A 26,815-nucleotide genomic window follows, 5' to 3' on the forward strand; every position below is an offset into this window, starting at 1 on the left:
CGAGGCAGAGGCCCTCTCCCGCCGACCGGGAGAGGGAACACGGATTTCGTTACTGACCCAGACCGCGCAGCAGATCGGCCTTCAGGTCATCCACCGATTCCAGCCCCACGGCCAGGCGGATCAGGCCTTCGCTGATGCCGGCGACGGCCTTCGCCTCCGGCGCCACGCGGCCGTGTGTGGTGGTGTACGGATGCGTGATCGTCGTGCGGGTGTCACCCAGGTTGCCCGTGATCGAGCACAGTTTCGTGCTGTCGATCACACGCCAGGCGTTGGCACGCATCTGCTCGGGCGTGGCGCCCTTCAACTCGAATGACACGATCGCCCCGCCACCGCTTTGCTGGCGCTTCGCGACCTCGTACTGGGGGTGCGAAGTCAGCGCCGGATGGAACACGCGGTTGACGGCCGGATGCGATTCCAGGAGTTGGGCCAGCGCCAGCGCGCTCTGCGAATGGCGCTCCATGCGGATGGCCAGCGTCTCCATGCCCTTGAGCATCACCCAGGCGTTGAACGCCGACAGCGTCGGGCCCGCCGTGCGCACGAACGGGAAGACCTTGCCCATGATGAAGTCGTGCCTGCCCAGCACGGCGCCACCGAGGACACGGCCCTGGCCGTCGATGTGCTTGGTGGCCGAATGCACCACCACGTCGGCGCCGAAACGGATCGGCTGCTGCAGCGCCGGCGAGCAGAAGCAGTTGTCCACCACGAACAGCGCGCCCGCGTTGTGCGCGATCTCGCCCACGGCCGCGATGTCAGACACCTCGGTCAGCGGATTCGACGGCGTTTCCAGGAAAAACAGCTTCGTATTGGGCTTTACAGCCGCACGCCAGGCGCCCAGGTCAGTACCGTCGACGTAGGTCGTCTCGACGCCAAACCTGGCCAGGACCGAGTTGAACAGCGTCATGGTCGACCCGAAGATCGAGCGCGAGCTGACCAGGTGATCGCCGGACTGCAGCGTGGACAGCGCCACCGACAGGATCGCGCTCATGCCCGACGCCGTGGCCATGCAGGCCTCGGCACCTTCCAGCGCCGCCAGGCGGGACTGGAACATCGACACGGTCGGATTGGTGAAGCGCGAATACGTGTAGCCCTCTTCCGAGTTGGCAAAGCGTTCGGCAGCCTCGGCGGCGCTGTTGAAGCAGAAGCTCGAGGTCAGGTACATCGCCTCGGAGTGCTCCATGAACTCGCCGGTGCGCAGTGTGCCTGCGCGCACGCCAAGGGTGTCAATGCCGTACAACTCGGGTTGGAACGGTTCGCTCATGCTGCTGTACTGCCCAATGTGATGGATTGTCGTTATTCGTTGCCGCCCGATCGTTGCAGGTGCAGCTGCGAACGTTCAGTTTCACCACCGTTGCTGCCTTCGCGGTCGGCCTGGCTGCGCGCCGTTTCCAGGCGGTCCAGGTAGGCCTCGTCGATATCGCCGGTGATGTACTTGCCGTCGAAGCACGACGCATCGAAGTCACGCAGGTTCGGGTTGATGTCGCGCACGGCCTGCTTCATCGATTCCACGTCCTGGTACACGAGCTGGTCGGCGCCGATCATGCGCGCCACTTCCTCGTCGGTGCGGCCGTGCGCCACCAGTTCGGCGCGCGTCGGCATGTCGATGCCGTACACGTTCGGGAACTTCACGGGCGGCGCGGCCGAGGCGAAGATCACCTTCTTGGCGCCGGCGTCGCGAGCCATCTGCACGATTTCGAACGACGTCGTGCCGCGCACGATCGAGTCGTCGACGATCAGCACGTTCTTGTCCTTGAACTCCACGCCCATGGCGTTGAGCTTCTGGCGTACCGACTTCTTGCGCACTGCCTGGCCCGGCATGATGAACGTGCGGCCCACATAGCGGTTCTTGAAGAAGCCCTCGCGGTACGGCACGCCGAGCGCGTTGGCTACCTGCATGGCGGCCGGGCGGCTCGAATCGGGAATCGGCATGACCACGTCGATCTCGCCGGCCGGCACTTCGCGGCGGATCTTCTCGGCCAGGTAGTCACCCATGCGCAGGCGGGCGTCGTAGACCGGCACGCCGTCGATGCACGAGTCCGGACGGGCGAGGTACACGAATTCGAAAATGCAGGGCGTCAGTTGCGGATTGTCAGCGCACTGCTTGCTGTGGAACTTGCCGTCCAGGTCGATGAAGATCGCTTCGCCCGGCGCCACGTCGCGCTCCATGGTGTAGCCCATGCCTTCGAGCGCCACCGACTCCGACGCAATCAGGTATTCCTTGCCGGTCGGCGTATCGACGCTGCCGATGCACAGCGGGCGGATGCCGAACGGATCGCGCACGGCCAGCAGGCCATAGCCCGAGATCTGCGCAGTGATGGCGTAGGCGCCCTTCACGCGGCGATGCATGCCGCTGACCGCCGTGAAGATGGTTTCCGGCACCAGCGACTTGCCATTGCTGGCGCGCTGCAGTTCGTCGGCCAGCACGTTCAGCAGCACTTCGGAATCCGAATGCGTGTTGATGTGGCGACGGTCGCGGCGGAACATCTCCTCGCGCAGCTGCTCCGAGTTGGTCAGGTTGCCGTTGTGGGCCAGGATGATGCCGTACGGCGCGTTCACGTAGAACGGCTGGGCTTCTTCCTCGCTCGACGCGGAGCCGGCGGTCGGGTAACGCACCTGGCCGATACCGGACGTGCCCGGCAGGCCGCGCATGTTGCGCGTGCGGAACACGTCGCGCACCAGGCCGTTGGCCTTGTGCATGTGGAAGGTGCTGCCATTGGCCGTGGCGATGCCGGCTGCATCCTGTCCGCGGTGTTGCAACAGCAGCAGGCTGTCATAAATGAGTTGGTTGACAGGGCTGGTGGAAACCACGCCGACGATACCGCACATGCCGAACTCCCAGGAAAGGCAAATTGATTCAGGGGCGCCATTCCGTCATGTACGCGACGGAACTGCGTTGATACTGCGCCGCGAGCGCCCAGGGTTCAAGCACTCGCGTCTTTGTTTCAGGTCTTTACGTACCTGGCCAGGTCGGGTGGCAGCCATTGGCGCAGCTCACCCATCGCCTGGATCACATACGGGCGCGACACCGCGTCGCGCCAGAACGGCTCCTCGGGCAGTTTCGTGAGCCCCGCCAGCACGACGATCAGCATCACGATCAGCACGCCCCGCGCCAGGCCGAACACCAGGCCCAGGCCACGATCCGCCGGCTTCAGGCCGGTCGTTTCCAGCAACTGGCCCAGGATCGCCCCGGCCAGCGCCGACACGATCCACGTGCCGAAGAACACGGTCAGGAAGCCCAGCGCACTGCGCGTCAGTTCGCCGCCCGGCAGCGATTCCGGCATCCACTTTGCGGCCACGCCGCCAAAGTGATATGCCAGCACGAACGCCACGACCCAGCCCACCAGTGCCAGCATCTCTCGCACCAGGCCGCGCAGCACGCCAATCAGTGCGGACGCCACCAGAATGAAGGCCACGCCATAGTCAAAAAAGGTAAAAGCCATGCGTGCGATGCGGGTTCCTGTCAGATGGGGGCAAACTGCCGCCCTGCAATCGGTACGTAACGGGACGTTATCGGCTACGTCGCTGCCCGGGAGGTTACTGCTCCACCACCTTCGAGGTCAGGCCGATCGACCGCACCTTCTTGTCGGCCGCATCGGCCGCATCGCGGCTGGCGAACGGACCGGCGCGCAGCAGGATGCGGTCGCCATCGGCCAGCGTCTTCTTTTCCACGAACGCCGGCACCTTGCTCTCCTTGAGCTTGGCCAGCCAGTTCTTCGCGCGCTCTTCCGACGAAAACGCGCCGATCAGGATCAGGTACTTGGTATTGGCGGCGGCAGGCTTGTCCGCCGGCTTGGCCTCGGCGGGCTTCGCGTCGGCCACTTTCGTCTCGACCTTCGCTTCAGCCTTGACCTCGCCCCTGGGCTTGTCAGCGGGCGGCGCGGTGACGATCTCCTCGCCTGCATCGAGCGCGGCGTCGTTGCGGCCGGCGTTGGCCGACGGCGGCAGCGCCTGGGCCTTGCGCGCCTCGACCTTGGGCTTCTGCGCGCCCTGGCCGTTGGCCACGCTGACGGCCACGTCGTCCGACACGGGGCGCGGCTTGTGCTCGAAGACGATCGGCAACACGATGACGGCCGCCGCAAGCAGCACCACGGCGCCGATCAGGCGGCGACGTGCACGTTGTTTCTGGGGGAAGTCGGGATCGAGGGTATCGTCCGCGTATTCGTCGGCCGTGCGGCGCGACGCGCCGATGCCGGCGCCGGTTTCCGCACGCGTGCGGCGACCGCGTTCGGGTGCCGGGTCAGTGCCCTTGCGGGACGAGAACAGCGAAAGCAGGCCCATAAATGCCCAAAGAGTGGTGTTCGGTGTGATGTCGTTCCGGCCCGGGAGTTCAGCCAGAAATGCAGCCTGGCATTCAGTTGGCCTGCGTGGCGCGATATGCCATCACGCCCGCCACGGTATAGAACGATCCGAAGACCAGGATTCTATCATTCTCGGTTGCACGCTCGACAGCATCGCGATACGCCAGTTCCGGACTTGAGAAGCACGCCGCCGTGTTATCCGGCCCTTCCCGGAAGCCCGTGGCGTCCAGTGCCTCGCGCAGGTCACTGGCCGTGGCGGCGCGCTCCGTGGGCAGGTCGCACAGGCACCAGTGATCGACCTTGTCGGCCACGTGGCGCAGCACGCCGGCGATGTCCTTGTCCGCCATGGCGCCGAACACCGCATAGGTGTAGCGGAAAAACCCCATGTTCTCCATGTTCTGGCCCAGCGTGGCTGCGGCATGGGGATTGTGCGCCACATCGAGGATCACGGCCGGACGCCCCGGCATCACCTGGAACCGCCCGGGCAGTTCCACGAACGCCAGCCCGTTGCGCACTTCCTGCGCACTGACCGGCAGGCGCGGGCGCATGGCCTGCAACGCAGCCAGCGCCGCCGACGCATTTAGCAGCTGGTTGGCACCACGCAGCGCCGGGTAGCCCAGGCCATTGAGCTTGCGGTCGCGGCCGGTCCAGTCCCACTGCTGGCGCTCCTGGCCCGGCGCGGCCTGGTGGCGGAAATCTCGGCCCACCAGCCACAGATCGGCGCCGATGGCCTCGGCATGGTCGATGACCGACTGCGGCGGCATCGGGTCACCGCAGATGGCCGGCACGTTGGGGCGGAAGATACCGGCCTTCTCGTAGCCGATCTTCTCGCGCGTATCGCCCAGGTACTGTGTGTGGTCGATATCGACACTGGTGATGACCGCGCAGTCCGTGTCGATCACATTGACGGCGTCGAGCCGGCCACCCAGGCCCACTTCGAGGATGATCGCATCCAGCCCGGCCGAGGCAAACATATGGATGATGGCCAGCGTCGTGAATTCGAAATACGTCAGGCTGATCGGATCCGCAAAACTCGTGCGGGCACGCTCCACGGCCTCGAAGTGCGGCAGCAGCTGCGCGTCGGTGGCTTGCTCGCCGTTCAGGCGGGCGCGCTCGTTGAACCGGATCAGGTGCGGCGACGTATGCAGCCCCACCTTGTAGCCGGCCTCCAGCAGGATGCATTCGAGCATCGCGCAGGTCGACCCCTTGCCGTTGGTGCCGCCGACGGTGAACACCGCGGCGTCGATGCGCAGCCCCAGTGCTTCCTTGACGCGCGTGATACGCGTCAAACCCATGTCGATGCCCACGGGATGGGCGGTTTCCAGGTGTTGGAGCCAGTCGGGGAGTGTGTGGAAGATGGGCATGCTGAGTTACGACACGACTAAAAACAAAATGGCGCGGGTGGGTACCCGCGCCATTGTCCTGCAAATCACGCTACCGCGTCAGGCCACTGCATCGGCCGGCTGCTTTTGCAGCAGCGCCAGCAGCTGGGCAATTTCCGCACGCAGGCGGCGACGGTCGACGATCATGTCAATGGCGCCCTTCTGCAGCAGGAATTCGGCGCGCTGGAAGCCTTCCGGCAGCTTCTCGCGCACCGTCTGCTCGATCACGCGCGGGCCGGCAAATCCGATCAGCGCCTTGGGCTCGGCGATCACCACATCGCCCAGGAACGCGAACGATGCCGACACGCCGCCCATGGTCGGGTCGGTCAGCACGCTGATGAACGGCAGTTTGGCATTCGACAGCTGGTTCAGCATGGCCGTGGTCTTGGCCATCTGCATCAGCGACAGCAGGCTTTCCTGCATGCGCGCGCCGCCCGTGGCGGTCACGCAGATGAACGGCACCTTCTGCTCCAGCGCGGCCTGCGCGCCGCGAGCGAAACGCTCGCCCACCACCGAGCCCATCGAACCGCCCATGAACTCGAACTCGAAGCAGGCCACGACCACCGGAATGGTGTGGATTGCACCGCCGACGACCACCATCGCGTCGGTTTCGCCGGTGTCATCCATGGCGGCCTTGATGCGGTCCGGGTACTTTTTCGTGTCCTTGAACTTCAGCGCGTCCACCGGCACGATTTCCTGGCCGATCTCGAAGCGGCCTTCCGCGTCCAGCAGCTTGTCCAGGCGCTCGCGCGATCGGATGCGCATGTGGTGGTCGCACTTCGGGCAGACGTGCAGATTGGCTTCCACGTCGGTACGGTACAGCGTCGACTCGCACGACGGGCACTTGACCCACAACCCTTCCGGAATGCCCTTGCGGGTGGAGGGGTCGGTCTGTTGAATCTTGGGAGGCAGGAGTTTATCCAACCAGCTCATGAAAGCTCCTTTCGGATAACTGCCGCCCGCGCATCGACGCCCCATTTTCGGGGGGCGGACACAGGGACGGCAGGGAATCAGGCCGCGAATTTACCACGCCCGGCACGTCTCGCCTAAGCAAAACGCGCCAATTGTGCCGCTTAAGTCTCAAACGGCAGCAATCGGCGACGTTTTTGCGGCGCTTATCGGGCAATCGTCACGCTTTGGACACGTTTTCAGGCGTCCAGTGCCTGGCGGATGTCGGCGATAAACGCGCGCAGGGCATCCACCGCCTTGTCACGCGGCGCATCTTCGAGCAGTTGCACCAGGCGGCTGCCGATCACCACGGCGTCCGCCACGCTGCCGATCGCACGCGCCGTTTGCGCATCGCGGATGCCGAAGCCCACGCCCACCGGCAGGTTGGCGTGCTGTCTGATCAGCGGCAGGCGCGCGGCCACGCTATCGAGGTCCAACGTGGCCGAACCGGTGACGCCCTTGAGCGACACGTAGTAAAGATAGCCGCTGGCGACCCTCGCCACGGCGGCAATGCGGTCGTCAGTGGACGTCGGCGCCAGCAGGAAGATCGGATCCATCTGGTTGGCGCGCATCAGGCCGGCAAACGACTCGCACTCCTCGGGCGGGTAATCCACCACGAGCACGCCATCCACGCCTGCCGCCGAGGCGGCCTTGGCGAACGTTTCCTCGCCCATGCGCTCGATCGGGTTCGCATAGCCCATCAGCACCACGGGGGTGGTGTCGTTGGTCTGGCGGAATTCCTTGACCCAAGCCAGCACCTGCGTCAGCGAGACGCCTTGCGCCAGCGCACGCTCGGAGGCGCGCTGGATGACCGGACCATCGGCCATCGGGTCGGAAAACGGCACGCCGAGCTCGATCACGTCGGCGCCGCCTTCCACCAGCGCGTGCATCAGCGGCACGGTCAGCGCGGGCGCGGGGTCGCCGGCCGTGATGAACGGAATCAGGCCCTTCTTCTGCTGCGCGGCCAGTGCCGCGAAAGTCTTCTGGATACGGGACATGTCGTTGGCCATCGGAATCAGATAAGGCGCTGCACCGGCGATGCCGCGTCGTTGGCATCGTCGTTGGCAGCGGCCGGGGTCGTTTCGGTGCCCGCGGGCAGGCTGTCGGCCACGCTGTCGGGCTGGATCGGCGCATACACGGGCTGCGCAGCCCTCACGCGATCGCGCACCAGCGCGGCATATTGCGGATTCATCTCGAAGCCGACAAAGCGCCGGCCGTGGCGCACGCAGGCCACCGCCGTGGTGCCGCTGCCCGTGAACGGGTCCAGCACCACGCCGCCCGGCGGGCAGCTCGACAGCACCATGCGTTCGACGATCTCCAGCGGCTTCTGCGTGGGATGATCGGCGCGCTCGGGGTCCTGCCGGTGGATGCGCGGCACGCTCCACAGGTCCTTCGGGTTGTAGCCCACCTCGAGCCACTTCTTGCCCTCGAAGCGCGGCCGGCTGCGGGCCTTCTTGGTCTCGGCATCGTACGGAATGCGCACCGGATCGAGGTCGAAGTAGTAGTCGCGCTGCCGGGCGAAGAAGCCGATGTTGTCGTGCACCGACGAGAACTTGCGCGTGGTGCCGCCCATGCTCGGCACGCGGCGATCCCAGATGATCTCGTTGATCATCGTCAGCCGCTTCTTGAGCATCACGAACAGCTCGGGCGAGTACTGCCACGTGCAGAACAGGTACAGGGTGCCCTTGGGGGCCAGCTTTGGGATGATGGCATCCATCCAGCGTTCGGACCATTCCAGGTAGGCGTCGCCCGACAGCAGGTCGGAATCGTTGCCATAGTCCTTGCCCAGGCCATAGGGCGGATCGGCGACGATCAGGTCGACCGATCCGTCCTCGATGCGCCGGATGCCTTCGAGCGCGTCTTCCTGGTACAGGCGGACGGCTTCGGTGTCGAGGATGTCGAACGGCGCCGCGGCGCCGCCCTCTTCTGCCGGGGTCGTGGTGTCGGGGGGCAGCGCACGCATTACAGCTTCAACCCCGCACGTTCGGCCACCGTGTGCATGTCCTTGTCGCCTCGGCCGGACAGGTTCACGAGCAGCAGCTTGTCCTTGGGCAGCGTCGGCGCCAGCTTGCACGCGTATGCGATGGCATGGCTCGATTCCAGCGCCGGGATGATGCCTTCGATGCGGCAGCAGTCGTGGAACGCCTTCAACGCTTCGTCATCGGTGATCGGCACATATTGCGCGCGGCCGATGTCCTTGAGCCATGCGTGTTCCGGCCCCACACCCGGATAGTCCAGCCCGGCCGACACCGAGTGGGTCTCGATGATCTGGCCGTTCTCGTCCTGCAGCAGGTAGGTACGGTTGCCGTGCAGCACGCCCGGCGACCCGCCGGTCAGCGATGCCGCGTGGCGGCCCGTGTCCAGGCCGTCACCGGCCGCTTCCACGCCGATCAGCTGCACGTCCTTGTGCTCGATGTACGGATAGAAAATGCCCATGGCGTTCGAGCCGCCGCCCACGCAGGCGATCACGGCGTCCGGCTGGCGGCCGGTCAGCTCGGGCATCTGCACTTTCGATTCCTCGCCGATCACGCACTGGAAATCGCGCACCATCATCGGATACGGGTGCGGGCCGGCTACCGTGCCGATGATGTAGAACGTGGTCTCGACGTTGGTCACCCAGTCGCGCATCGCCTCGTTGAGCGCGTCCTTGAGCGTCTTCGAACCGCTTTCCACGGGCACCACCGTGGCACCCAGCAGCTTCATGCGATAGACGTTGGCGGCCTGGCGGCGCACGTCCTCCGAGCCCATGTAGACCACGCACTCCATGCCGAAGCGCGCGGCGATGGTCGCCGTGGCCACGCCGTGCTGGCCGGCGCCGGTCTCGGCGATCACGCGCTTCTTGCCCATGCGCCGGGCCAGCAGCGCCTGGCCGATCACATTGTTGATCTTGTGCGCGCCGGTGTGGTTCAGGTCTTCGCGCTTGAAGAACAGCTGGGCCCCGCCGAGCGTCTCGCTCCAACGCTGTGCGTGGTAGATCGGCGACGGGCGGCCGACAAAGTGCTTCAGCTCGCGCTGGAATTCGGCGTTGAAGTCCGCGTCCTGCTGGTAGTGCGCATAGGCGTCGCGCAACTCGTCCAGCGCGTGGACCAGGGTTTCGGAAACGAAGCTACCGCCATAGGGGCCGAAATGGCCCCGGGAATCGGGCAAGTCGTACATGTCCAGGCTCTCAGGTGGCGCACCACGCACAATGGTGGTGGAGCGCATCAAATTCGGTATCGGGCGATCGGAGCGACCGGGGGCAATCGGGGATGGCAGCGCAGAGCCGGCGTGGCGTTACTGGCCGGCCTGTCCTGCATCCGCCCTGCGCACGGCGCGTACGAACGCGGCAATGCGGGCGTGGTCCTTCACACCCTTCGACGCCTCCACGCCGCTGCTGACATCCACGGCATAGGGGCGTACGCGTTCAATCGCACCAGCGACGTTTTGCGCGTTCAACCCACCACTCAAAACGATGCGAGGAGCGTCGTTTGCGTGCGGGCTGGTCAGATTGGGCGGAAGCCATTGAGCAGGAATCAGGGTCCAGTCGAAGACGTGGCCGCCACCGCCATAGCCTTCCACGAAGGCGTCGAGCAACAGGCCGGCGGCGTCACGGTATTGATCGGCGAATTCTACCAAATCAAGCCCCGGCTGGACACGTGCGGCACGCACAAACGGCAGCCTGCAGCGGCGCGCAATCTCGGTGCATTGCTGCGCCGTTTCGTCGCCGTGGAACTGGAGTAGCGTCAACGGCACACGCTCGGTGACATGCGCCACTTCCTCGGCATCGGCGTTGACGAACAGACCGGTCACAGTGACGAAAGGCGGCACCTGCTCGGCCAGGGCGGCCGCTCGCGCCACATCCACGAAGCGGGGACTCTTGTCGTAGAACACCAGGCCGATGGCATCGGCGCCGGCGTCAACGGCCGCGCGCACGTCCTCCGGACGCGTCAGCCCGCAGATCTTGATGCGGGTGCGGGGCGGCACGGGGCCGGAATCAGGCGCCATTGTCGGGACCATCGGCAAATACTCCGTGGAAGAAGCTGGCGGACGCGTCCGCCGTGGGTAGCTGGTACGGCTCAGGATACTTCACGTCGACCAGGTACAGCCCGTCGGGCATGAACGTCGGGGCGGCTTTCTGCCGGTTGCGGCCGGCCAGCACCTCGGCCATCCATTCGGCCGGGTAACGACCCCGCCCCACCGCCACCAGGCAGCCCATCAGGTTGCGCACCATGTGGTGCAGGAAGGCGCTGGCCCGGAAGCGCAGGAACACCCAGTTGCCGTCGTCCCGGATCGTCACGTCGTACATCGTCTTGACCGGCGACTTGGCCTGGCACTCGGCCGCCCGGAACGCCGAGAAGTCATGCTCGCCCAGCAGGCAGGCGGCCGCCGCGCGCATCGCGTCGACATCGAGCCGCTGGCCCGGCGGCAGCATCTGGTAGCCGGCGCGGCTGTGGATCATCGGCACGCGGTGCGGGCCGGTGTACAGCGCGTAGTAATACATCCGCTCGTAGGCGAGGAAGCGCGCATGGAAGCCGTCATCGACCGGCTCGGCCCATTGCAGCGCGATGGACGGCGGCAGGAACGCGTTGACGCCGCGCACCCACGAGAACTTGTCGCGATCCAGCTCGGTATCGAGGTGGATCACCTGGCCCAGCGCATGCACGCCGGTATCGGTCCGCCCCGCCACCGTGGTCAGCAGGCGCGTTCCGGCAAAACGCTCGATGGCGTCTTCCAGGTGGTCCTGCACGGTGTTGCGGTGGGGCTGCGACTGCCAGCCGGAAAAGGCCGAACCGTCGTAGTGGAGTCCGATGGCGATGCGATTCATGAATGTGGCGATGCCCAAAAACAAAATGCGCCGGAAGGGACGCTTCCGGCGCATCGCTTCGGGCTGCGGCACCCGTGTCAACGGCGTGCCGCAAACCCTGCATCATACCGGCCTTTGGGTCGGAACCCGCAGGCCAGCCCGCATCAGGCCACGTCGCGCAGCAGCGTGCGAGCCTCGGTCTGCAGCGGGTCTTCCGACTGCTCCACCACTTCCTGCAGCAGTTCGCGGGCACCTTCCTTGTCACCGATCTCGATGTAGGCGCGCGCCAGGTCGAGCTTGATCTGCATGTCGCGGCTGCCGTCCATGCCCGTGGCCGACAGCGTGCTGGCGGAAACGCCATGCGTCGAGTCGCCATTGCCCTCGGACGTGACACGGGTCAGGTCGATCGGCTCGACCAGCTTGCCGTTCTGGAGCATCGTCGGCGCGGGCAGCGGCACGGTCGACGCCGTCAGCGACGGCGCCTCGAACGTGGCCACCGAAGCCGGCTCTGCCGCCACGGCAGCACCCGGGCTCCCGGCATTCAGGTCCAGCGACAGGCTGGACATGTCGAACTCCAGCGGACGCGAGCGCGTCGGCGTATCAAGTGCCGGCACCCCGCCTGCGGGCAGGTCCAGGCCGGCGTCATGGCTTTCGTCCAGAACGTCGTCCAGACGCGCCACCGGTTCCGCAAGGTGCTCGTTACCGAATACCAGCGAGGCCGATTCCGGTGCCACGATGGGCTCCCCCGGCGCGGGCGCGGGGAAGGCATCGAGCGGCAGCGCCAGGTCGGGCATGGCCGATGCGTGGGGGGCCTGCTGCATCGACTGTGCAGGATCCTGCGTGCGCCACTGGTCGGCCACCGGCGTCGTCGTATCGGCTTCCGCCGTCGCGTCGGGCGCCACCGACAGGTACAGCGCGTTGCCCGGATCCAGCCTGCGACCCATTTCCGCGACCTGTTGCCAGTCCGCGCCTTGTCCGCCTACCTGGGCGAACATTTCTTCTGCGATCACTCGGAAACCTTCCACATCCTGACGAGTGTTGTAAATCTCCAGCAGCTTCAGGCGGATGGCCTGGCGCTCCGGATTCTGTTGCAACGCTTCGCGCAGGATTTCCTCGGCCTGCACGTCGCGTCCATACGCGATGTACACCTCGGCCTCGGCAATCGGATCCACTTCCGTCGCTTCGGGCGAGTTGTTGCCGATGCGGAAGTCGGCGCCAAACACGCTGTGCTGCGACGTGTCGACGCTCTGGCCACCGGCGGTGCCGAACAACGAGTGTCCGCCCGCCATGACCGTGCTTTCCTGGGACAGGATGCTGTCACCGAATCCGGTGTTTTCGCCCGCCTTCTGCTTCTGGCGGCGGCGATAGTACGCATATCCGCCAAGCAACGCAACCAGCACTCCCGCGCCCGGCAGCAGCATCGGGTTGGCGAGCAGTTCGTCGAGGAACGACGGCTGGGGCATCGGCTGGATGACCGGCGGCGTCTTTTTCGCGACGACCGGCGCCGAGGCGGCGGCTGCCGGTGCCGAAGCGCCTGCCTGCGGGGCGGACGCAGCAGCGGCAGCTTGCGGTGCCGACGCTGCAGCCGCGGCCGGGGCGGCCGCTGCGGGTTCCGGCGTAGCGGTGCTCGGGGCATCCGCGGCCTTGGCCGGCTCGGCCGGCACCACGGTCGGCGCAGGCGCGGCAGTATCGGCTGCCTTGCCAGCCGCCGGCGCGGCCGCGGCCGCAGCGGTGGCAGCGGTGGCAGCGGCAGCCTTGGCGCCCTGGTTGTTCTGGCTGTTCTGGTTGAGCTTGGCGATCTCCGCGTTCTTCAGCTCCATCAGGCGCTGCATGTCGGAGATGTTCTTCTCGAGATCGGCGACGCGCGATTCGGCGTCCTTCAGCTTGCGCTGGCTGGCCACGTCGGCTTCCGCCTTAGCCTGCGCGCCCTTCTCGGCCTTCGACAGCTTCAGTTCGTCACGCGGACCCGCGTTGGGCACCGTGGTGTCCTGCACCCGCGCGGTCACGTTGCCCGACTGCTCGCGGCCCGAACCGGCTTCCACCGACTTGGCGGCCGCCGCCGCGGCCAGGCGGCTGCGGTAGCTGTCGAAACCCTGCGTACGCGCCACCACTTCGCGGCGCGCTTCCCGCGGGCTCACCGACTGGGCCTGCTGGGCGCTCGGCACCTTCAGCACGGCGCCGGACTTGATCCGGTTGATGTTCCCGCCGATGAAGGCATTGGGGTTGTTGCGGTAGAGCGCCAGCAGCATCTGCTCCAGCGATACCGAATCCACGCCCTGCGAGGCATCGCCGGCGATGCCATACAGCGTGTCGCCTTGCTGGACCGTGTAGCTGCCATTGGCGGCGGTGCCATCGGCCACGGCGACCGGCGCGGCAGCGCGGCGCGGCTGACGGGCCGGGGCGGGGGCCGGGGCTGCCGTCGGCGCGGGGGCCGCGGCGGCAGGCGCGCCGGCGACGGGGGCCGGAGCGGGGACTGCCGACGGCGATGCGTCCGGCGTGGCGGCCTGCACCACGGTGGTGGGCGAGAACGCCTGGTTCGACGGCTTGGCGCCGGCCGGATCCAGCAGGAACGTATAGGCGCGCGTGATCTTGCCGCTGGACCAGCTCATGTCGACCAGGATGTCGACGAACGGCTCGCTGAGCGGCTGGTTGGACCGGACGGTGGCCACATAGGTACCGTTCGGACGCTTCTGCACGTCGAGCTTCACGGTCGAAATGGCCGACAGATAAGTCAGCCCGGCGCGCGAATAGGCGGACGGCGCGGCCAGCTTGACAGCCAGGCTGTCAGCTTCCTCGGGCGTCACGCCGGTGATATCGATTTCAGCCTGGAGCGGTTGCCCCAGATTGGATTGAACCCTTAATTGTCCGAACCCCGCGGCATACGCGGCAGGCTGCGCAAGCAGCAGACCAGCAGCCGTGATGGCCAGCGTTGACCAGCGCTGACGGACAGTAGGCGCATCTTTCCGGCGATGTAGGCTCACACTCACCTCGTGCTCCATTTATGGTTTTTAGTAGCAGAAATTAACCCGATCCCAACAAATGGCTGGCTGGCGGGCGACGAAACGGACAGGCTTGATACCCGCCCTGCTGCGCGCCCAATGTCGCGGCCGTGCATCCCCGATGCATGGTGGCGATGACCCCGTGGCCCAGCGCATGCCGGCTGTATTGTGACGCAAGCCTGCGAAAAAAAGCGTTCGGGATGCGACAACGCCGCGCACAGGCGCGGCGTTGCTTGGAAAGCGGCAGATTCTGTTGCCTCCCTGCAACGAAAGCAGCGAGGCAATCCGGGGGTCAACCCTCGATCAGAATGCGCAGCATACGCCGCAGGGGCTCGGCGGCGCCCCACAGCAGCTGGTCACCAACGGTGAAGGCGGACAGGTACTCGCCGCCCATCTGCATCTTGCGCAGACGGCCGACCGGAATCGTCAGCGTGCCCGTCACGGCGGCCGGCGTCAGGTCCTTCATGCTGGCTTCGCGCGTGTTCGGCACGACCTTGGCCCACTGGTTGTTGGCGGCCAGCATGCCTTCGATCTCGTCCAGCGGCACATCGCGGCGCAGCTTGATAGTGAGCGCTTGCGAGTGGCAGCGCATCGCGCCAATCCGCACGCACAGGCCGTCCACGGCGATCGGGCTGGCGCCGGTGGCACCGACGAAGCCTTCGCCACGCCCGAGGATCTTGTTGGTCTCGGCGCCGCCCTTCCATTCTTCCTTGGAAACGCCGTTGCCCAGGTCCTTGTCGATCCACGGAATCAGGTTGCCGGCCAGCGGCACGCCAAACTGTTTGGTTTCGTCAGCCGACAGGCCGTGCTGGGTCGACAGGATCTGGCGGTCGATTTCCAGGATGGCCGATGCGGGGTTGTCCAGCAGCGGCTTGACCGCGGCGTTCAGCGTGCCGAACTGCGTCAGCAGCTCGCGCATGTGCTGGGCACCGCCGCCCGAAGCGGCCTGGTACGTCATCGAGGTCATCCACTCGATCAGGTCATGCTCGAACAGGCCGCCCAGGCCCATCATCATGCAGCTGACCGTGCAGTTGCCGCCGATGAAGTTCTTGACGCCCTTGGACAGCGCGTCCTTGATCACACCGAGGTTCACCGGATCCAGGACGATGATGGCATCGTCCTTCATGCGCAGCGACGAGGCGGCATCGATCCAGTAGCCGTTCCAGCCAGCGGCGCGCAGGCGCGGGAACACATCGTTCGTGTAGTCGCCGCCCTGGGCGGTGAGCACGACGTCGCACTTCTTCAGTGCTTCGATGTCGTTCGCATCTTTCAGCGTGGTTTCGTTCCTGGCCATGGCCGGGGCCTTGCCGCCAGCGTTGGACGTGCTGAAGAAAACGGGCTCGATATGGTCGAAATCGCCCTCTTCCTGCATGCGCTGCATCAGGACGCTGCCGACCATTCCTCGCCAACCGACGAGACCTACAATCATGACTTACCTCGGATGTGATGTGAACTTCCCCGCCATTTTCCTCGCCCGGCGTGGCTGCGCGGGGAAGACGGGCAGGCACGACGAACGATCTAGGGGATCGTTTTGGTAATGGTTTTAATCGTCGTTGCGGTCAGGCCGAGCGAATCCGCGCCGATCGTGCCGCGGATAGCGGTGCGAGCAGCGGAGGCAGTCAGGAGGGACTGGTGGAATCGGGCCATGACGGGAGAGTCTACACGAATTTGCGGCGCTGCCGCAGGGGAAATGCGGGTGTTTTCGTGCTGGCAACGGGACTTCCTGCCTCTGCCGCGTGCGGCAGAGGGGTCGGGGAAGAGGGAATTGAGCATCAAATTGCGCATTTCGCACTTTCAGGCGCCCCGCCCTCTTCCCCGCCCCCTCCCCCGCGTTGCGGGAGAGGGGCGCAACACCGTCGGTGCCTGGCGTTACAGCGCAGCCAGCACCGCTTCGCCCATTTCCTTCGTGCCAACCTGCTTGCAGCCCGGCGTCAGGATGTCGCCGGTACGGTAGCCCTGTGCCAGCACCTTTTTGACGGCGTTCTCGATGCGGTCGGCCTGTTCGGCGCGGTTCAGCGAGTAGCGCAGCATCATCGCGGCGGACAGGATCGTAGCCAGCGGGTTGGCCACGCCCTTGCCGGCGATATCGGGCGCGGAACCGTGCGACGGTTCGTACAGGCCCTTGTTGTTGGCGTCGAGCGAAGCCGACGGCAGCATGCCGATCGAGCCCGTCAGCATGGCGGCCTCGTCCGACAGAATGTCGCCGAACATGTTGCCGGTGACGATCACGTCGAAGCTCTTCGGCGCCTTCACCAGCTGCATCGCGGCGTTGTCCACGTACATGTGCGACAGCTCGACGTCCGGATATTCCTTGCTGACATCGATCACGATGTCCTTCCAGAACTGGAACGTCTCCAGCACGTTGGCCTTGTCCACGCTGCACAGCTTCTTGCCGCGCTTGGCGGCCGCCTGGAACGCCACATGGGCGATGCGGCGGATTTCCGGCTCGCTGTAGCGCATCGTGTCGAAGCCTTCGCGAGCGCCCTTGAACAGGCCGTCCGGCGCCTCGCGCACGCCGCGCGGCTGGCCGAAGTAGATGTCGCCGTTCAGTTCGCGCACGATCAGGATGTCCAGGCCGGCCACCAGCTCGGGCTTCAGGCTCGAGGCGCCGGTCAGTTCCGGATAGCAGATCGCCGGGCGGAAGTTGGCGAACAGCTGCAGGTGCTTGCGCAGGCCCAGGATGGCCTGCTCGGGGCGCAGCGGACGCTCCAGGCTGTCGTACTTCCAGTCGCCCACGGCGCCGAACAGGATGGCGTCGGCATCCTTGGCCAGCTTCAGCGTGTTTTCCGGCAGCGGGTGGCCTTCGGCCTCGTAGCCGGCGCCGCCCACCGGGGCGGTTTCCATTTCAAACTTCTCGTCAAGGGCGTTCAGCACCTTGACGGCTTCGGCAATGATCTCGGGACCGATGCCGTCGCCCGGCAGGACTGCAATCTTCATGTGTCTTCCTATATAGGTGTGATCCGGTCGATCCGGCTCAGCCGACCACGCGGTTGCCCAGCCACGGCATCTTCGTCAGACGCTCGGCTTCGTAGGACTTGATCTTGTCCTTCTGGCGCAGTGTCAGGCCGATATCGTCAAAACCGTTCAGCATGCAGTACTTGCGGAACGGGGCGATGTCGAATGCATAGCTGTCGCCACCCGGTGTGACCACGACCTGCTTGTCGAGGTCGATGGTCAGCTTGTAGCCCGGGAACGCCAGCGTCTCGTTGAACAGGCGGTCGACCTGCAGGTCGGTCAGCGCCACCGGCAGCAGGCCGTTCTTGTAGCAGTTGTTGAAGAAGATATCGGCAAAGCTCGGCGCGATGACCGCGCGGAAGCCGTACTGCGTGAGCGCCCACGGGGCGTGCTCGCGCGAGCTGCCGCAGCCGAAGTTGTTGCGTGCCAGCAGGATCGATGCGCCCTGGTAGCGCGGCTGGTTCAGCACGAAATCCGGGTTCAACGGACGCTTGCTGTTGTCCTGGCCGGGCTGGCCCACGTCCTTGTAGCGCCATTCGTCGAACAGGTTCGGACCAAAGCCCGTGCGCTTGATCGACTTCAGGAACTGCTTCGGGATGATCGCGTCCGTATCGACGTTTTCGCGATCGAGCGGCGCCGCGAGGCCGCTGTGTACGGTGAACTTATCCATGATGTGTCCTTACTTCCGGGCAGCGTTCTCGAGCGCCTGCCCGGCAGCCTGCGTGTCCTTGCCAAAGCCGGCAATCGTGTTGCAGCCAGCCAGTTGCAGCATGCCCAGGCATGCCAGCAGTGTGATCACGATCTTTTTCATGTTGTCTCTATTCGAAAGCCGTGGTTGACCAGTTGACCCGTCGCGGCCGTTCAGCCGAGTTTGCGGATGTCGACGAAATGCCCTTCGATCGCGGCCGCCGCGGCCATGGCCGGGCTGACCAGGTGCGTACGGCCGCCGGCGCCCTGACGGCCTTCGAAGTTGCGGTTCGATGTGGACGCGCATCGCTCGCCCGGTTCCAGGCGGTCGGCGTTCATCGCCAGGCACATCGAGCAGCCCGGTTCGCGCCATTCGAAGCCGGCGGCCTTGAAGACCTTGTCCAGCCCTTCGCGCTCGGCCTGTTCCTTGACCAGGCCCGAACCCGGCACCACCATCGCCAGCTTCACGTTGGACGCCACCTTGCGGCCCAGCTTCTGCACCACCCACGCGGCGGCGCGCATGTCCTCGATGCGGCTGTTGGTGCACGAACCAATGAACACCTTGTCGATGTTGATCGACTCCATCGGCGTGTTCGGCTGCAGGTTCATGTATTCCAGCGCGCGCTCCATGGCGTTGCGCTTGTTCGAGTCCTTTTCCTTCTCGGGATCGGGCACGCGGTCTTCGATGCTGACGACCATTTCGGGCGACGTGCCCCAGGTCACCTGCGGGCGGATGTCCTCGGCGCGCAGCTCCACCACCTTGTCGAAGTGGGCGCCAGCGTCCGAATGCAGCGTGCGCCAGTAGGTGACGGCCTGGTCCCATTCCACGCCCTGCGGCGCGAACGGACGGTTCTTCACATATTCGAGCGTGACGTCGTCCACGGCTACGAGGCCCGCGCGCGCACCCGCTTCGATGGCCATGTTGCAGACCGTCATGCGGCCTTCCATGGTCAGGTCGCGGATGGCCGAGCCGGCGAATTCCATCGTGTAGCCCGTGCCGCCGGCCGTGCCGATCTTGCCGATGATGGCCAGCACGATGTCCTTGGCGGTGCAGCCACGCGGCAGCTTGCCTTCCACCTTGATCAGCATGTTCTTGGCCTTCTTGCCCAGCAGCGTCTGGGTGGCCAGCACGTGCTCCACTTCCGAGGTGCCGATGCCGTGCGCCAGCGCGCCGAACGCGCCGTGCGTGCTGGTGTGCGAATCGCCGCAGACCACGGTCATGCCGGGCAGCGTGGCGCCCTGCTCGGGCCCGATCACGTGGACGATGCCCTGGCGGTGGTCGTTCATCTTGAACTGCGTGATGCCATAGGCGTCGCAGTTGGCGTCCAGCGTATCGACCTGGAGCTTCGAGATCGGGTCGGCGATGCCCTGGGTGCGGTCGGTGGTCGGCACGTTGTGGTCCGACACGGCCAGGTTCGCGCTGATGCGCCACACCGGACGCTCCGCCAGCTTCAGGCCTTCGAAGGCCTGCGGGCTGGTCACTTCATGCAGCAGATGACGGTCGATGTAGAGCAGCGTCGTGCCGTCTTCCTCGACGTGGACGGTGTGGTCATCCCAGAGTTTGTCGTAGAGCGTCTTGGCCATGATGCGGGGGCAGACCGTCCGTTCGTATCCCGGGGGATGCGAACGGCGCGAATCCGCGCGTTGTTTGCAGGGGAATGTGTTTTCCGGATGCCTTCGCGGGCAAGCAGGCTATTTTGCTGCTTTTCCGGCGCAGCCGGTGATTGCTTGACATCGCAAGCGATTATGCCATGTGGCCCCGCCGCCGAAGGGCAGGCCGGACCGCCTGGGCGGCGGTCATTGGCGAAAGGGGGATTTCGCGGATGGCGAAGGGGCTCGCGCTGGCCCTGGTTTCTCCCCTCTACCGCGTGCGGGAGAGGGGAGCCGGTGCTTCAACCGCCCAGGTAAGCGGCCCTGATGCGGTCGTTGGCCAGCAGGTTGGCACCGGTATCGGCCAGCACCACCTTGCCGGTCTCCAGCACATAGCCGCGGTCGGCCACCTGCAGCGCCTTGTTGGCGTTCTGCTCCACCAGGAACACCGTGACGCCCTCTTCGCGGATCGTGCGGATGATGTCGAAGATCTGCGCGATGATCAGCGGCGCCAGGCCCAGCGTGGGCTCGTCCAGCAGCAGCAGGCGGGGCTTGCTCATCAGGGCGCGGCCGATGGCCAGCATCTGCTGCTCGCCGCCGCTCATCGTGCCCGCCCGCTGGCTCGCGCGCTGGTTCAGGCGCGGGAACAGCTTGAACACGTGCTCGATGCCGGCCTCGATCTCGTGACGGCTGGCAAAGAAGCCGCCCATCTTGAGGTTTTCGAGCACGGTCAGGCTCGGGAACACGCGCCGGCCTTCTGGCGAAATTGCCATGCCCATGCGCATGATCTCGTGCGTGTTACGGCGGGTGATGTCCTGGCCTTCGAACAGCACACGGCCGCTGGACGCGCGCGGCGTGCCGCACACGGTCATCATCAGCGTGGTCTTGCCGGCGCCGTTGCTGCCGATCAGGGTGACGATCTCGCCCTTGTTGACTTCGATCGATACGCCCGACAGCGCCTCGACGGCGCCGTAGTGAGTGTGGACGTTTTCCAGCTTCAGCATCAGTCCTCTCCCAGGTAGGCCTTGATCACGCGCGGGTCGTTGCGCACCTCGTCGGGCTTGCCGATCATGATCGGCTTGCCGTGCTCCATCACCAGGATGCGGTCCGACACGCCCATCACCAGGCTCATGTCGTGCTCGATCAGCAGCACCGAAATGCTGAATTCACGGCGCAGGCGGTCGATCAGTTGCTGCAGCTCGATCTTTTCCTGCGGGTTCAGACCGGCCGCCGGTTCGTCCAGCATCAGCAGGCGCGGCTTGGTGATCATGCAGCGCGCGATCTCCAGCCGGCGCTGGTGGCCGTACGACAGCGTGCCTGCCTCGCGGTTGGCCACGCTCGTCAGGCCCATGCGCTCCAGCCATTCGGCGGCACGCCCCAGGGCCTCGCGCTCGGCGCGGCGGTAGGCCGGCGTGGCCAGCAGCCCGCGCAGCAGCCCGGCCTTGACCTGCAGGTGCTGCGCAACCATCAGGTTTTCCACGACGGTCAGCTGCTTGAACAGGCGGATGTTCTGGAATGTGCGCACCAGCCCGTGGCGTGCCACCACGTGGCTGGGCTTGCGCGCGATCGAATGGCCGTCCAGCGTCACCTCGCCGGCGGTGGGCTTGTAGAAGCCGCCCACGCAATTGAACACGGTGGTCTTGCCCGCGCCGTTCGGGCCGATGATGGCGAAGACCTCGTCGCGGCGCACATCGAACTCGATGCCATCCACGGCCAGCAGACCGCCAAAGCGCATCTGCAGGCCCGATACTTTCAGCATTTCAGTGCTCATCGCGGCAGCTCCACGTGCGGACGGCTAGCGGGCAGCAGGCCCTGCGGACGCCACATCATCATCAACACCATCACCAGGCCGAAGATCAGCATGCGGTATTCGGCAAAGTCGCGCGCCACTTCGGGCAGGATCGTCAGCAGAATGGCCGCCAGGATCACGCCCAGCTGCGAACCCATGCCGCCCAGCACCACGACGGCCAGGATCAGCGCCGACTCGATGAACGTGAACGATTCCGGATTCACCAGGCCCTGGCGCGCGGCGAAGAACGCTCCGGCCAGGCCAGCGAACGATGCGCCCAGCGTGAACGCCGACAGCTTGATGCGCGTCGGGTTCAGGCCCAGCGAGCGGCAGGCGATCTCGTCCTCGCGCAATGCCTCCCACGCACGGCCCATCGGCATGCGGATCAGGCGGCTCGTGACGAACAGCGTGAAGCCCACCAGCAGCAGCGCCAGCAGGTACAGCCAGATCACCATGTGCTGCCCGGCATAGGGAAGGCCGATCAGGTCATGGAACGTCTTCGCGCCTTCCACGCTGGCACTGCGTGCCATTTCGATGCCGAACACGGACGGCTTAGGAATGCCCGACACGCCGTCCGGACCGCCGGTCAGGCTGGTCAGGTTGTTCAGCAGCAGGCGGATGATTTCACCGAAGCCCAGCGTCACGATGGCCAGGTAGTCGCCACGCAGCCGCAGCACCGGAAAGCCCAGGATGAAGCCGAACGTGGCCGCCAGGCCGGCCGACAGCGGCAGGCATTCCCAGAACGTCAGGCCGAAATACTGGTTCAGCAGCGCATAGGTATAGCCGCCGACCGCGTAGAAGCCCACGTAGCCCAGATCGAGCAGGCCGGCATAGCCCACCACGATGTTCAACCCGAGGCCCAGGATGACGTAGATCAGTGCCAGCGTAGCCACGTCCACCGCGCCGCGAGAGCCGAAGAACGGGAACACCACGCCCACCACCAGCAGCACCCAGATGGCCGACCGCTGCTGCCGGGCGCCCATTGCCGGCACCGACGGCAGCTTGACCGCGTTGCGGGCACGCAGCAGGAACGGCTTGCACAGCTGGAACAGGAACACCAGCCCCACGGCGATCCACACCGGACGCCAGTGCGGCTCCAGCACCACCTTGTAGCCGTCGAGCTTGAGCTGCAGGCCCAGCACCGGGATCGTCAGGATGGCCGTCAGCACGGCGGCGGTCACGGCATGCTTCAGCGTGTCCGAGACCGACGTTTGCGGGACCGACGCCCGCGAAATCGAAGTCGCTTGTGTCATGTTGCCCTCCCCTCAGACCTTTTCCACATCGGGCTTGCCAAGCAGGCCCGTGGGACGGAACAGCAGCACCAGCACCAGCAGGCCGAATGCCACGACGTCCTTGTACTCGGACGGCATGTAGCCCGACGCGAACGTCTCGGCCAGGCCCAGCAGCACGCCGCCCAGCATCGCGCCCGGAATGCTGCCGATGCCGCCCAGCACCGCGGCCGTAAAAGCCTTGATGCCGGCGATGAAGCCGATGAAAGGATTGAGCTTGCCGATCGTCAGCCCGATCAGCACGCCGCCCACGGCAGCCAGCATGGCGCCGAGCACGAACGTGAACGAGATCACGCGGTTCGTATCGATGCCCAGCAGGTTGGCCATGCGCATGTCTTCGGCGCAGGCGCGGCAGGCGCGGCCCATGCGTGAATGGCCGATGAACAGCGTCAGCGCGATCATCAGCACCAGCGTCACGCCGACGATCAGCAGGCGCGAATACGGCACGGTCACCGTGAAGTCGCCGCCCATCTGGAACTCGATGGCGCCCGAGATCAGGATCGGCACCGACACGTCACGCGCGCCCTGCCCGATCTGGACATAGTTCTGCAGGAAGATGGACATGCCGATGGCCGAGATCAGCGGCACCAGGCGCGGGCCGCCGCGCAGGGGGCGGTATGCCACGCGCTCCACGGCAAAGCCGTAGCAGCCGGTCACGACAACGGCAACGAGCAGCGCCGCGCCCAGCACCAGCGGCAGCGGATATCCGGCTTGCGCGCCAATGGCGGTCAGCGTCACCAGACCCACGTAGGCGCCGATCATGTAGATCTCGCCGTGGGCAAAGTTGATCATGCCGATGATGCCGTAGACCATCGTGTAGCCGATGGCGATCAGCGCATAGATCGCGCCCAGCGTCAGGCCGTTGACCAGCTGCTGGGTGAACTGTGGAAGGAATTCGTTCATGCGGGGGACCTTGTGGATCGGATGAGTCCGATGCGCGATGCCGACCGCCCTTATGTGGCGGCTAACCGACATCGAACCGATACCAAAACGCCCCGCAGGCCGGTTGGCCGCGGGGCGTTTCGCCAGGATGGCGCCGGGTTTAGTTTGCGGCGGTCTTCGTGGCGTCCTTGTGCCACGTGTAGACGACGAACTTGAACGACTTCAGGTCGCCCTTGGCGTCGTATTCGACCTTGCCGATCGGCGTGGTGAACGCGTTCTTGTGCATGTAAGCGGCCACCTTCGTCGGATCCGTGCTCTTGGCACCGGCGATGGCGTCGCCGATGATCCTGACGGCTGCATAGGCAGGCATCTGGAACGGACCGTTGGCGTCACGCTTCTTGTCGGCAAAGGCCTTCACCAGCGCGGCGTTGGCCGGGTCGGCCGAGAAGTCGGCGGGCAGCGTCACGAGCATGCCTTCCGAAGCGGGGCCGGCAATCGCCGTCACGTCCTTGTTGCCCACGCCCTCGGGGCCCATGAACGTGGCCTTCACGCCCTGCTCGCGCGCCTGGCGCAGCAGCAGGCCCATTTCCGGGTGGTAGCCGCCGAAGTACACGAAATCCACGCCCTGCGACTTCAGCTTGGTGATCACGGCCGAGTAGTCGGAATCGCCGGCGTTGATGCCCTCGAAGACCGCCACGGGGATCTTGGCCGCTTCCAGGTCCTTCTTCACCGAGCTGGCGATGCCCTGGCCGTACGACTGCTTGTCATGCAGCACGGCAACCTTCTTCGGCTTGACCTTGCCGATGATGTACTGAGCGGCGGCCGGGCCTTGCTGGTCGTCGCGGCCGATCGTGCGGAAGATGAAGTTGCGCTTCTTCGTTTCGGTCAGCTGCGGCGCGGTGGCCGACGGCGTCACCATCACGATGCCTTCGTTTTCGTAGATATCCGAAGCCGGAATCGTCGAACCCGAGCACACGTGACCGATCACGTAATGGATACCCTGGCTGACGATCTTGTTGGCCACGGCCACGGCCTGCTTCGGTTCGCAAGCGTCGTCCATCAGCACGGCTTCGAACTTGTTGCCGTTGGCACCGCCCGCCGCGTTGATCTGTTCGATCGCGGTCAGGGCACCGGCCTTGACCATGTCGCCGTACTGGGCGACCGAGCCGCTCATGGGGCCGGCAATGGCGATCTTGACGGTTTCGGCGTTGGCCGACGTGAAGGCAGCGAGACCGGCAGTGGCAAGCACGGCGGCCATGGCAGTGGACGTGAGACGGGACAGCGTCATCAGGAGCTCCTCGATTATGTATGGGTCATTCCGGGCAGAGTCGGCATGACCGGCGCAATCGAACAACACCCGCGAGGAAGAAGCGCCGCCTGACGTGGCGAACGTACGGCCCATGAGCGGAAACCGGGCCAGCGATGAAGACAATGAAGCGAATGCGGGGCCCGGCATGTGTCGGCGTACGCACATCTCAGGGATGCCGCGGCCGCCGTAAGTTCGGAAAGACAACGTTGATGCGTTCTCTATTGCGCAAGCGCTTCGCCTGCCCCGCTTCTCCAACACGGCTGGCCGGAAGGGTGGCCCGGCTGCCGGTCGGCAAAGCAGCCCGCATTATAGGGGGAAAGTTGCACCCTGATGAAGTGGAGTTATTCGGTTTTGGAGAAAATCCGACAACTTATGCATCCCGTTGCAACCGTGTGAAGGCAGGAATCGTCGTCAAATTCGTGTTTCACAACAATTGTGCAAAGCCGCATTTGTGGCTTTTTCAACGCTTTGCGCCACCTTGCGCAACCCGGCTGCCCAGGTCCCGGACCGGCATCGGCCCAAAAAAAACGCCCCGGCGGGCCGGGGCGTTCTTCGTGCAGCACGGACGCGGCTTAGCGCTTGGCCATGTCCGGCACGTTGCGGGCGGCGTTGCCATTGAACAGCTGACGCGGACGGCCGATCTTGTATTCCGGATCGGTGATCATCTCTTCCCACTGCGAGATCCAGCCCGGCGTACGTGCCAGGGCGAAAATGCAGGTGAACAGCGAGGTCGGGATGCCCAGCGCGCGCTGCACGATACCCGAGTAGAAGTCCACGTTCGGGTAGAGCTTGCGGCTCACGAAGTACTCGTCTTCCAGCGCGATCTTTTCCAGTTCCATGGCCAGCTTGAACAGCGGGTCGTTGTGCAGGCCCAGTTCGTTCAGCACTTCATGGCAGGTTTCGCGCATCAGCTTGGCGCGCGGATCGTAGTTCTTGTACACGCGGTGGCCAAAGCCCATCAGGCGCACGCCCGAATTCTTGTCCTTGACCTGCTTGATGAACTCGCCGATGTGGTCGACGCTACCGATTTCTTCCAGCATCTTCAGCGCGGCTTCGTTCGCGCCGCCGTGGGCCGGACCCCACAGGCAGGCCACGCCGGCGGCGATGGCTGCGAACGGGTTCGTGCCCGACGAGCCAGCCAGGCGCACGGTCGACGTCGACGCGTTCTGCTCGTGGTCGGCGTGCAGGATGAAGATGCGGTCCAGCGCGCGCTCCAGCACCGGGTTCACGGTGTACGGCGCGCACGGCGTACCGAACATCATGCGCATGAAATTGCCCGAGTAGGACAGGTCGTTCTGCGGATAAATGTACGGCTGGCCGATGTTGTACTTGTACGCCATGGCGACCAGGGTCGGCATCTTGGCGATCAGGCGGATGGCCGAGATCTCGCGCTGGTGCGGATCGTCGATGTCCATCGCGTCGTGGTAGAACGCGCTCATTGCGCCCACCAGGCCCGTCAGAACGGCCATCGGGTGCGCGTCGCGGCGGAAGCCGCGCAGGAAGAACTGCAGCTGCTCGTGAACCATCGTGTGGTTCATCACCGAATTCACGAACTCTTCCTTCTGCTTGGCGTTGGGCAGTTCGCCCTTCAGCAGCAGGTAGCAGGTTTCGAGGTGATCGCACTTCTCGGCGAGTTGCTCGATCGGGTAGCCGCGGTACAGCAGTTCACCCTTGTCACCGTCGATGTAGGTGATCTTCGAGTTGCACGAAGCGGTCGACATGAACCCCGGGTCATAGGTGAACTTGCCGGTTTGACCGTACAGCTTGCGAATGTCGATCACATCCGGGCCAACCGTGCCCTTGTAGATCGGCAGCTCAACGCTGGGGGAACCATCGGAAAACGATAGCGTGGCTTTCACATCGGACGGCGTCATGTCGATTCCTTCAAATACTGTGAATATTAATGT

General features: G+C 65.3%; 23 protein-coding genes. All 23 read right to left on the reverse strand.

Annotation, left to right across the window (positions count from 1 at the left end):
* Positions 1-49: 49 nt before the first annotated feature.
* The gene (locus tag BLQ58_RS01845) at positions 50-1,258 is read right to left on the reverse strand and encodes an O-succinylhomoserine sulfhydrylase (protein ID WP_092594289.1); all 1,209 of its coding nucleotides are present in this window, start codon (positions 1,256-1,258) and stop codon (positions 50-52) included.
* A gap of 32 nt (positions 1,259-1,290) precedes the next feature.
* On the reverse strand, positions 1,291-2,823 hold the full coding sequence (gene purF / locus BLQ58_RS01850; protein ID WP_092594290.1) for an amidophosphoribosyltransferase: 1,533 nt from the start codon (positions 2,821-2,823) through the stop codon (positions 1,291-1,293).
* A 116-nt stretch (positions 2,824-2,939) separates the two neighbouring features.
* Positions 2,940-3,437, reverse strand: a complete 498-nt coding sequence (locus BLQ58_RS01855) for a CvpA family protein (RefSeq protein WP_092594291.1) — start codon at positions 3,435-3,437, stop codon at positions 2,940-2,942.
* Between the two features lie 94 nt (positions 3,438-3,531).
* Complete coding sequence (locus BLQ58_RS01860) at positions 3,532-4,275, reverse strand: SPOR domain-containing protein (protein WP_092594292.1); 744 nt, start codon at positions 4,273-4,275, stop codon at positions 3,532-3,534.
* Between the two features lie 73 nt (positions 4,276-4,348).
* Positions 4,349-5,659, reverse strand: a complete 1,311-nt coding sequence (gene folC, locus BLQ58_RS01865) for a bifunctional tetrahydrofolate synthase/dihydrofolate synthase (RefSeq protein ID WP_092594293.1) — start codon at positions 5,657-5,659, stop codon at positions 4,349-4,351.
* Positions 5,660-5,737: 78 nt separating this feature from the next.
* Positions 5,738-6,610 carry an acetyl-CoA carboxylase, carboxyltransferase subunit beta gene (accD, locus tag BLQ58_RS01870; RefSeq protein WP_066731042.1) on the reverse strand — a complete coding sequence of 291 codons (873 nt, stop codon included), beginning with the start codon at positions 6,608-6,610 and terminating at the stop codon, positions 5,738-5,740.
* Between the two features lie 215 nt (positions 6,611-6,825).
* A complete protein-coding gene (trpA, locus tag BLQ58_RS01875; protein WP_092594563.1) occupies positions 6,826-7,623 on the reverse strand; it encodes a tryptophan synthase subunit alpha in 798 nt (265 codons plus the stop codon).
* 17 nt (positions 7,624-7,640) lie between these two features.
* Positions 7,641-8,588 carry a DNA-methyltransferase gene (locus BLQ58_RS01880; protein ID WP_092594294.1) on the reverse strand — a complete coding sequence of 316 codons (948 nt, stop codon included), beginning with the start codon at positions 8,586-8,588 and terminating at the stop codon, positions 7,641-7,643.
* Complete coding sequence (gene trpB, locus BLQ58_RS01885) at positions 8,588-9,781, reverse strand: tryptophan synthase subunit beta (RefSeq protein ID WP_092594295.1); 1,194 nt, start codon at positions 9,779-9,781, stop codon at positions 8,588-8,590. The genes BLQ58_RS01880 and trpB overlap by 1 nt, the downstream gene beginning before the upstream one ends.
* A 117-nt stretch (positions 9,782-9,898) precedes the next feature.
* Positions 9,899-10,609, reverse strand: coding sequence for a phosphoribosylanthranilate isomerase (locus tag BLQ58_RS01890; protein ID WP_092594296.1), 711 nt, complete (start codon positions 10,607-10,609; stop codon positions 9,899-9,901).
* Positions 10,599-11,429, reverse strand: a complete 831-nt coding sequence (gene truA / locus BLQ58_RS01895; protein WP_092594565.1) for a tRNA pseudouridine(38-40) synthase TruA — start codon at positions 11,427-11,429, stop codon at positions 10,599-10,601. The genes BLQ58_RS01890 and truA overlap by 11 nt, the downstream gene beginning before the upstream one ends.
* A 143-nt stretch (positions 11,430-11,572) precedes the next feature.
* Positions 11,573-14,395: a motility hub landmark protein FimV gene (locus tag BLQ58_RS01900; RefSeq protein WP_092594567.1), complete on the reverse strand. Its 2,823-nt coding sequence runs from the start codon at positions 14,393-14,395 to the stop codon at positions 11,573-11,575.
* A 304-nt stretch (positions 14,396-14,699) separates the two neighbouring features.
* Positions 14,700-15,836 carry an aspartate-semialdehyde dehydrogenase gene (gene asd, locus BLQ58_RS01905; protein ID WP_092594297.1) on the reverse strand — a complete coding sequence of 379 codons (1,137 nt, stop codon included), beginning with the start codon at positions 15,834-15,836 and terminating at the stop codon, positions 14,700-14,702.
* Between the two features lie 440 nt (positions 15,837-16,276).
* Positions 16,277-17,344 carry a 3-isopropylmalate dehydrogenase gene (leuB, locus tag BLQ58_RS01910; protein ID WP_092594298.1) on the reverse strand — a complete coding sequence of 356 codons (1,068 nt, stop codon included), beginning with the start codon at positions 17,342-17,344 and terminating at the stop codon, positions 16,277-16,279.
* A gap of 37 nt (positions 17,345-17,381) precedes the next feature.
* A complete protein-coding gene (gene leuD / locus BLQ58_RS01915) occupies positions 17,382-18,032 on the reverse strand; it encodes a 3-isopropylmalate dehydratase small subunit (RefSeq protein WP_092594299.1) in 651 nt (216 codons plus the stop codon).
* A 9-nt stretch (positions 18,033-18,041) separates the two neighbouring features.
* Positions 18,042-18,173 (reverse strand): entericidin A/B family lipoprotein, encoded by a 132-nt coding sequence (locus BLQ58_RS01920; RefSeq protein WP_066733342.1) that lies wholly within the window; start codon positions 18,171-18,173, stop codon positions 18,042-18,044.
* A 50-nt stretch (positions 18,174-18,223) separates the two neighbouring features.
* Complete coding sequence (gene leuC, locus BLQ58_RS01925; protein ID WP_092594300.1) at positions 18,224-19,633, reverse strand: 3-isopropylmalate dehydratase large subunit; 1,410 nt, start codon at positions 19,631-19,633, stop codon at positions 18,224-18,226.
* A 308-nt stretch (positions 19,634-19,941) separates the two neighbouring features.
* Entirely contained in the window at positions 19,942-20,643 is a 702-nt protein-coding gene (locus BLQ58_RS01930; protein ID WP_066733338.1) for an ABC transporter ATP-binding protein, read from the reverse strand.
* Positions 20,643-21,410, reverse strand: coding sequence for a high-affinity branched-chain amino acid ABC transporter ATP-binding protein LivG (livG, locus tag BLQ58_RS01935; RefSeq protein WP_092594301.1), 768 nt, complete (start codon positions 21,408-21,410; stop codon positions 20,643-20,645). The genes BLQ58_RS01930 and livG overlap by 1 nt, the downstream gene beginning before the upstream one ends.
* Positions 21,407-22,681: a high-affinity branched-chain amino acid ABC transporter permease LivM gene (locus BLQ58_RS01940; protein WP_092594302.1), complete on the reverse strand. Its 1,275-nt coding sequence runs from the start codon at positions 22,679-22,681 to the stop codon at positions 21,407-21,409. The genes livG and BLQ58_RS01940 overlap by 4 nt, the downstream gene beginning before the upstream one ends.
* Positions 22,682-22,693: 12 nt before the next feature.
* Complete coding sequence (gene livH, locus BLQ58_RS01945) at positions 22,694-23,620, reverse strand: high-affinity branched-chain amino acid ABC transporter permease LivH (protein ID WP_092594303.1); 927 nt, start codon at positions 23,618-23,620, stop codon at positions 22,694-22,696.
* Positions 23,621-23,759: 139 nt separating this feature from the next.
* Positions 23,760-24,887, reverse strand: a complete 1,128-nt coding sequence (locus tag BLQ58_RS01950) for a branched-chain amino acid ABC transporter substrate-binding protein (RefSeq protein ID WP_092594304.1) — start codon at positions 24,885-24,887, stop codon at positions 23,760-23,762.
* A 593-nt stretch (positions 24,888-25,480) separates the two neighbouring features.
* The gene (gene gltA, locus BLQ58_RS01955; protein WP_092594305.1) at positions 25,481-26,782 is read right to left on the reverse strand and encodes a citrate synthase; all 1,302 of its coding nucleotides are present in this window, start codon (positions 26,780-26,782) and stop codon (positions 25,481-25,483) included.
* Between the last annotated feature and the right edge of the window lie 33 nt (positions 26,783-26,815).

This window comes from Ralstonia sp. 25mfcol4.1, from assembly GCF_900104095.1.
In the GTDB taxonomy this organism is placed as follows: domain Bacteria; phylum Pseudomonadota; class Gammaproteobacteria; order Burkholderiales; family Burkholderiaceae; genus Cupriavidus.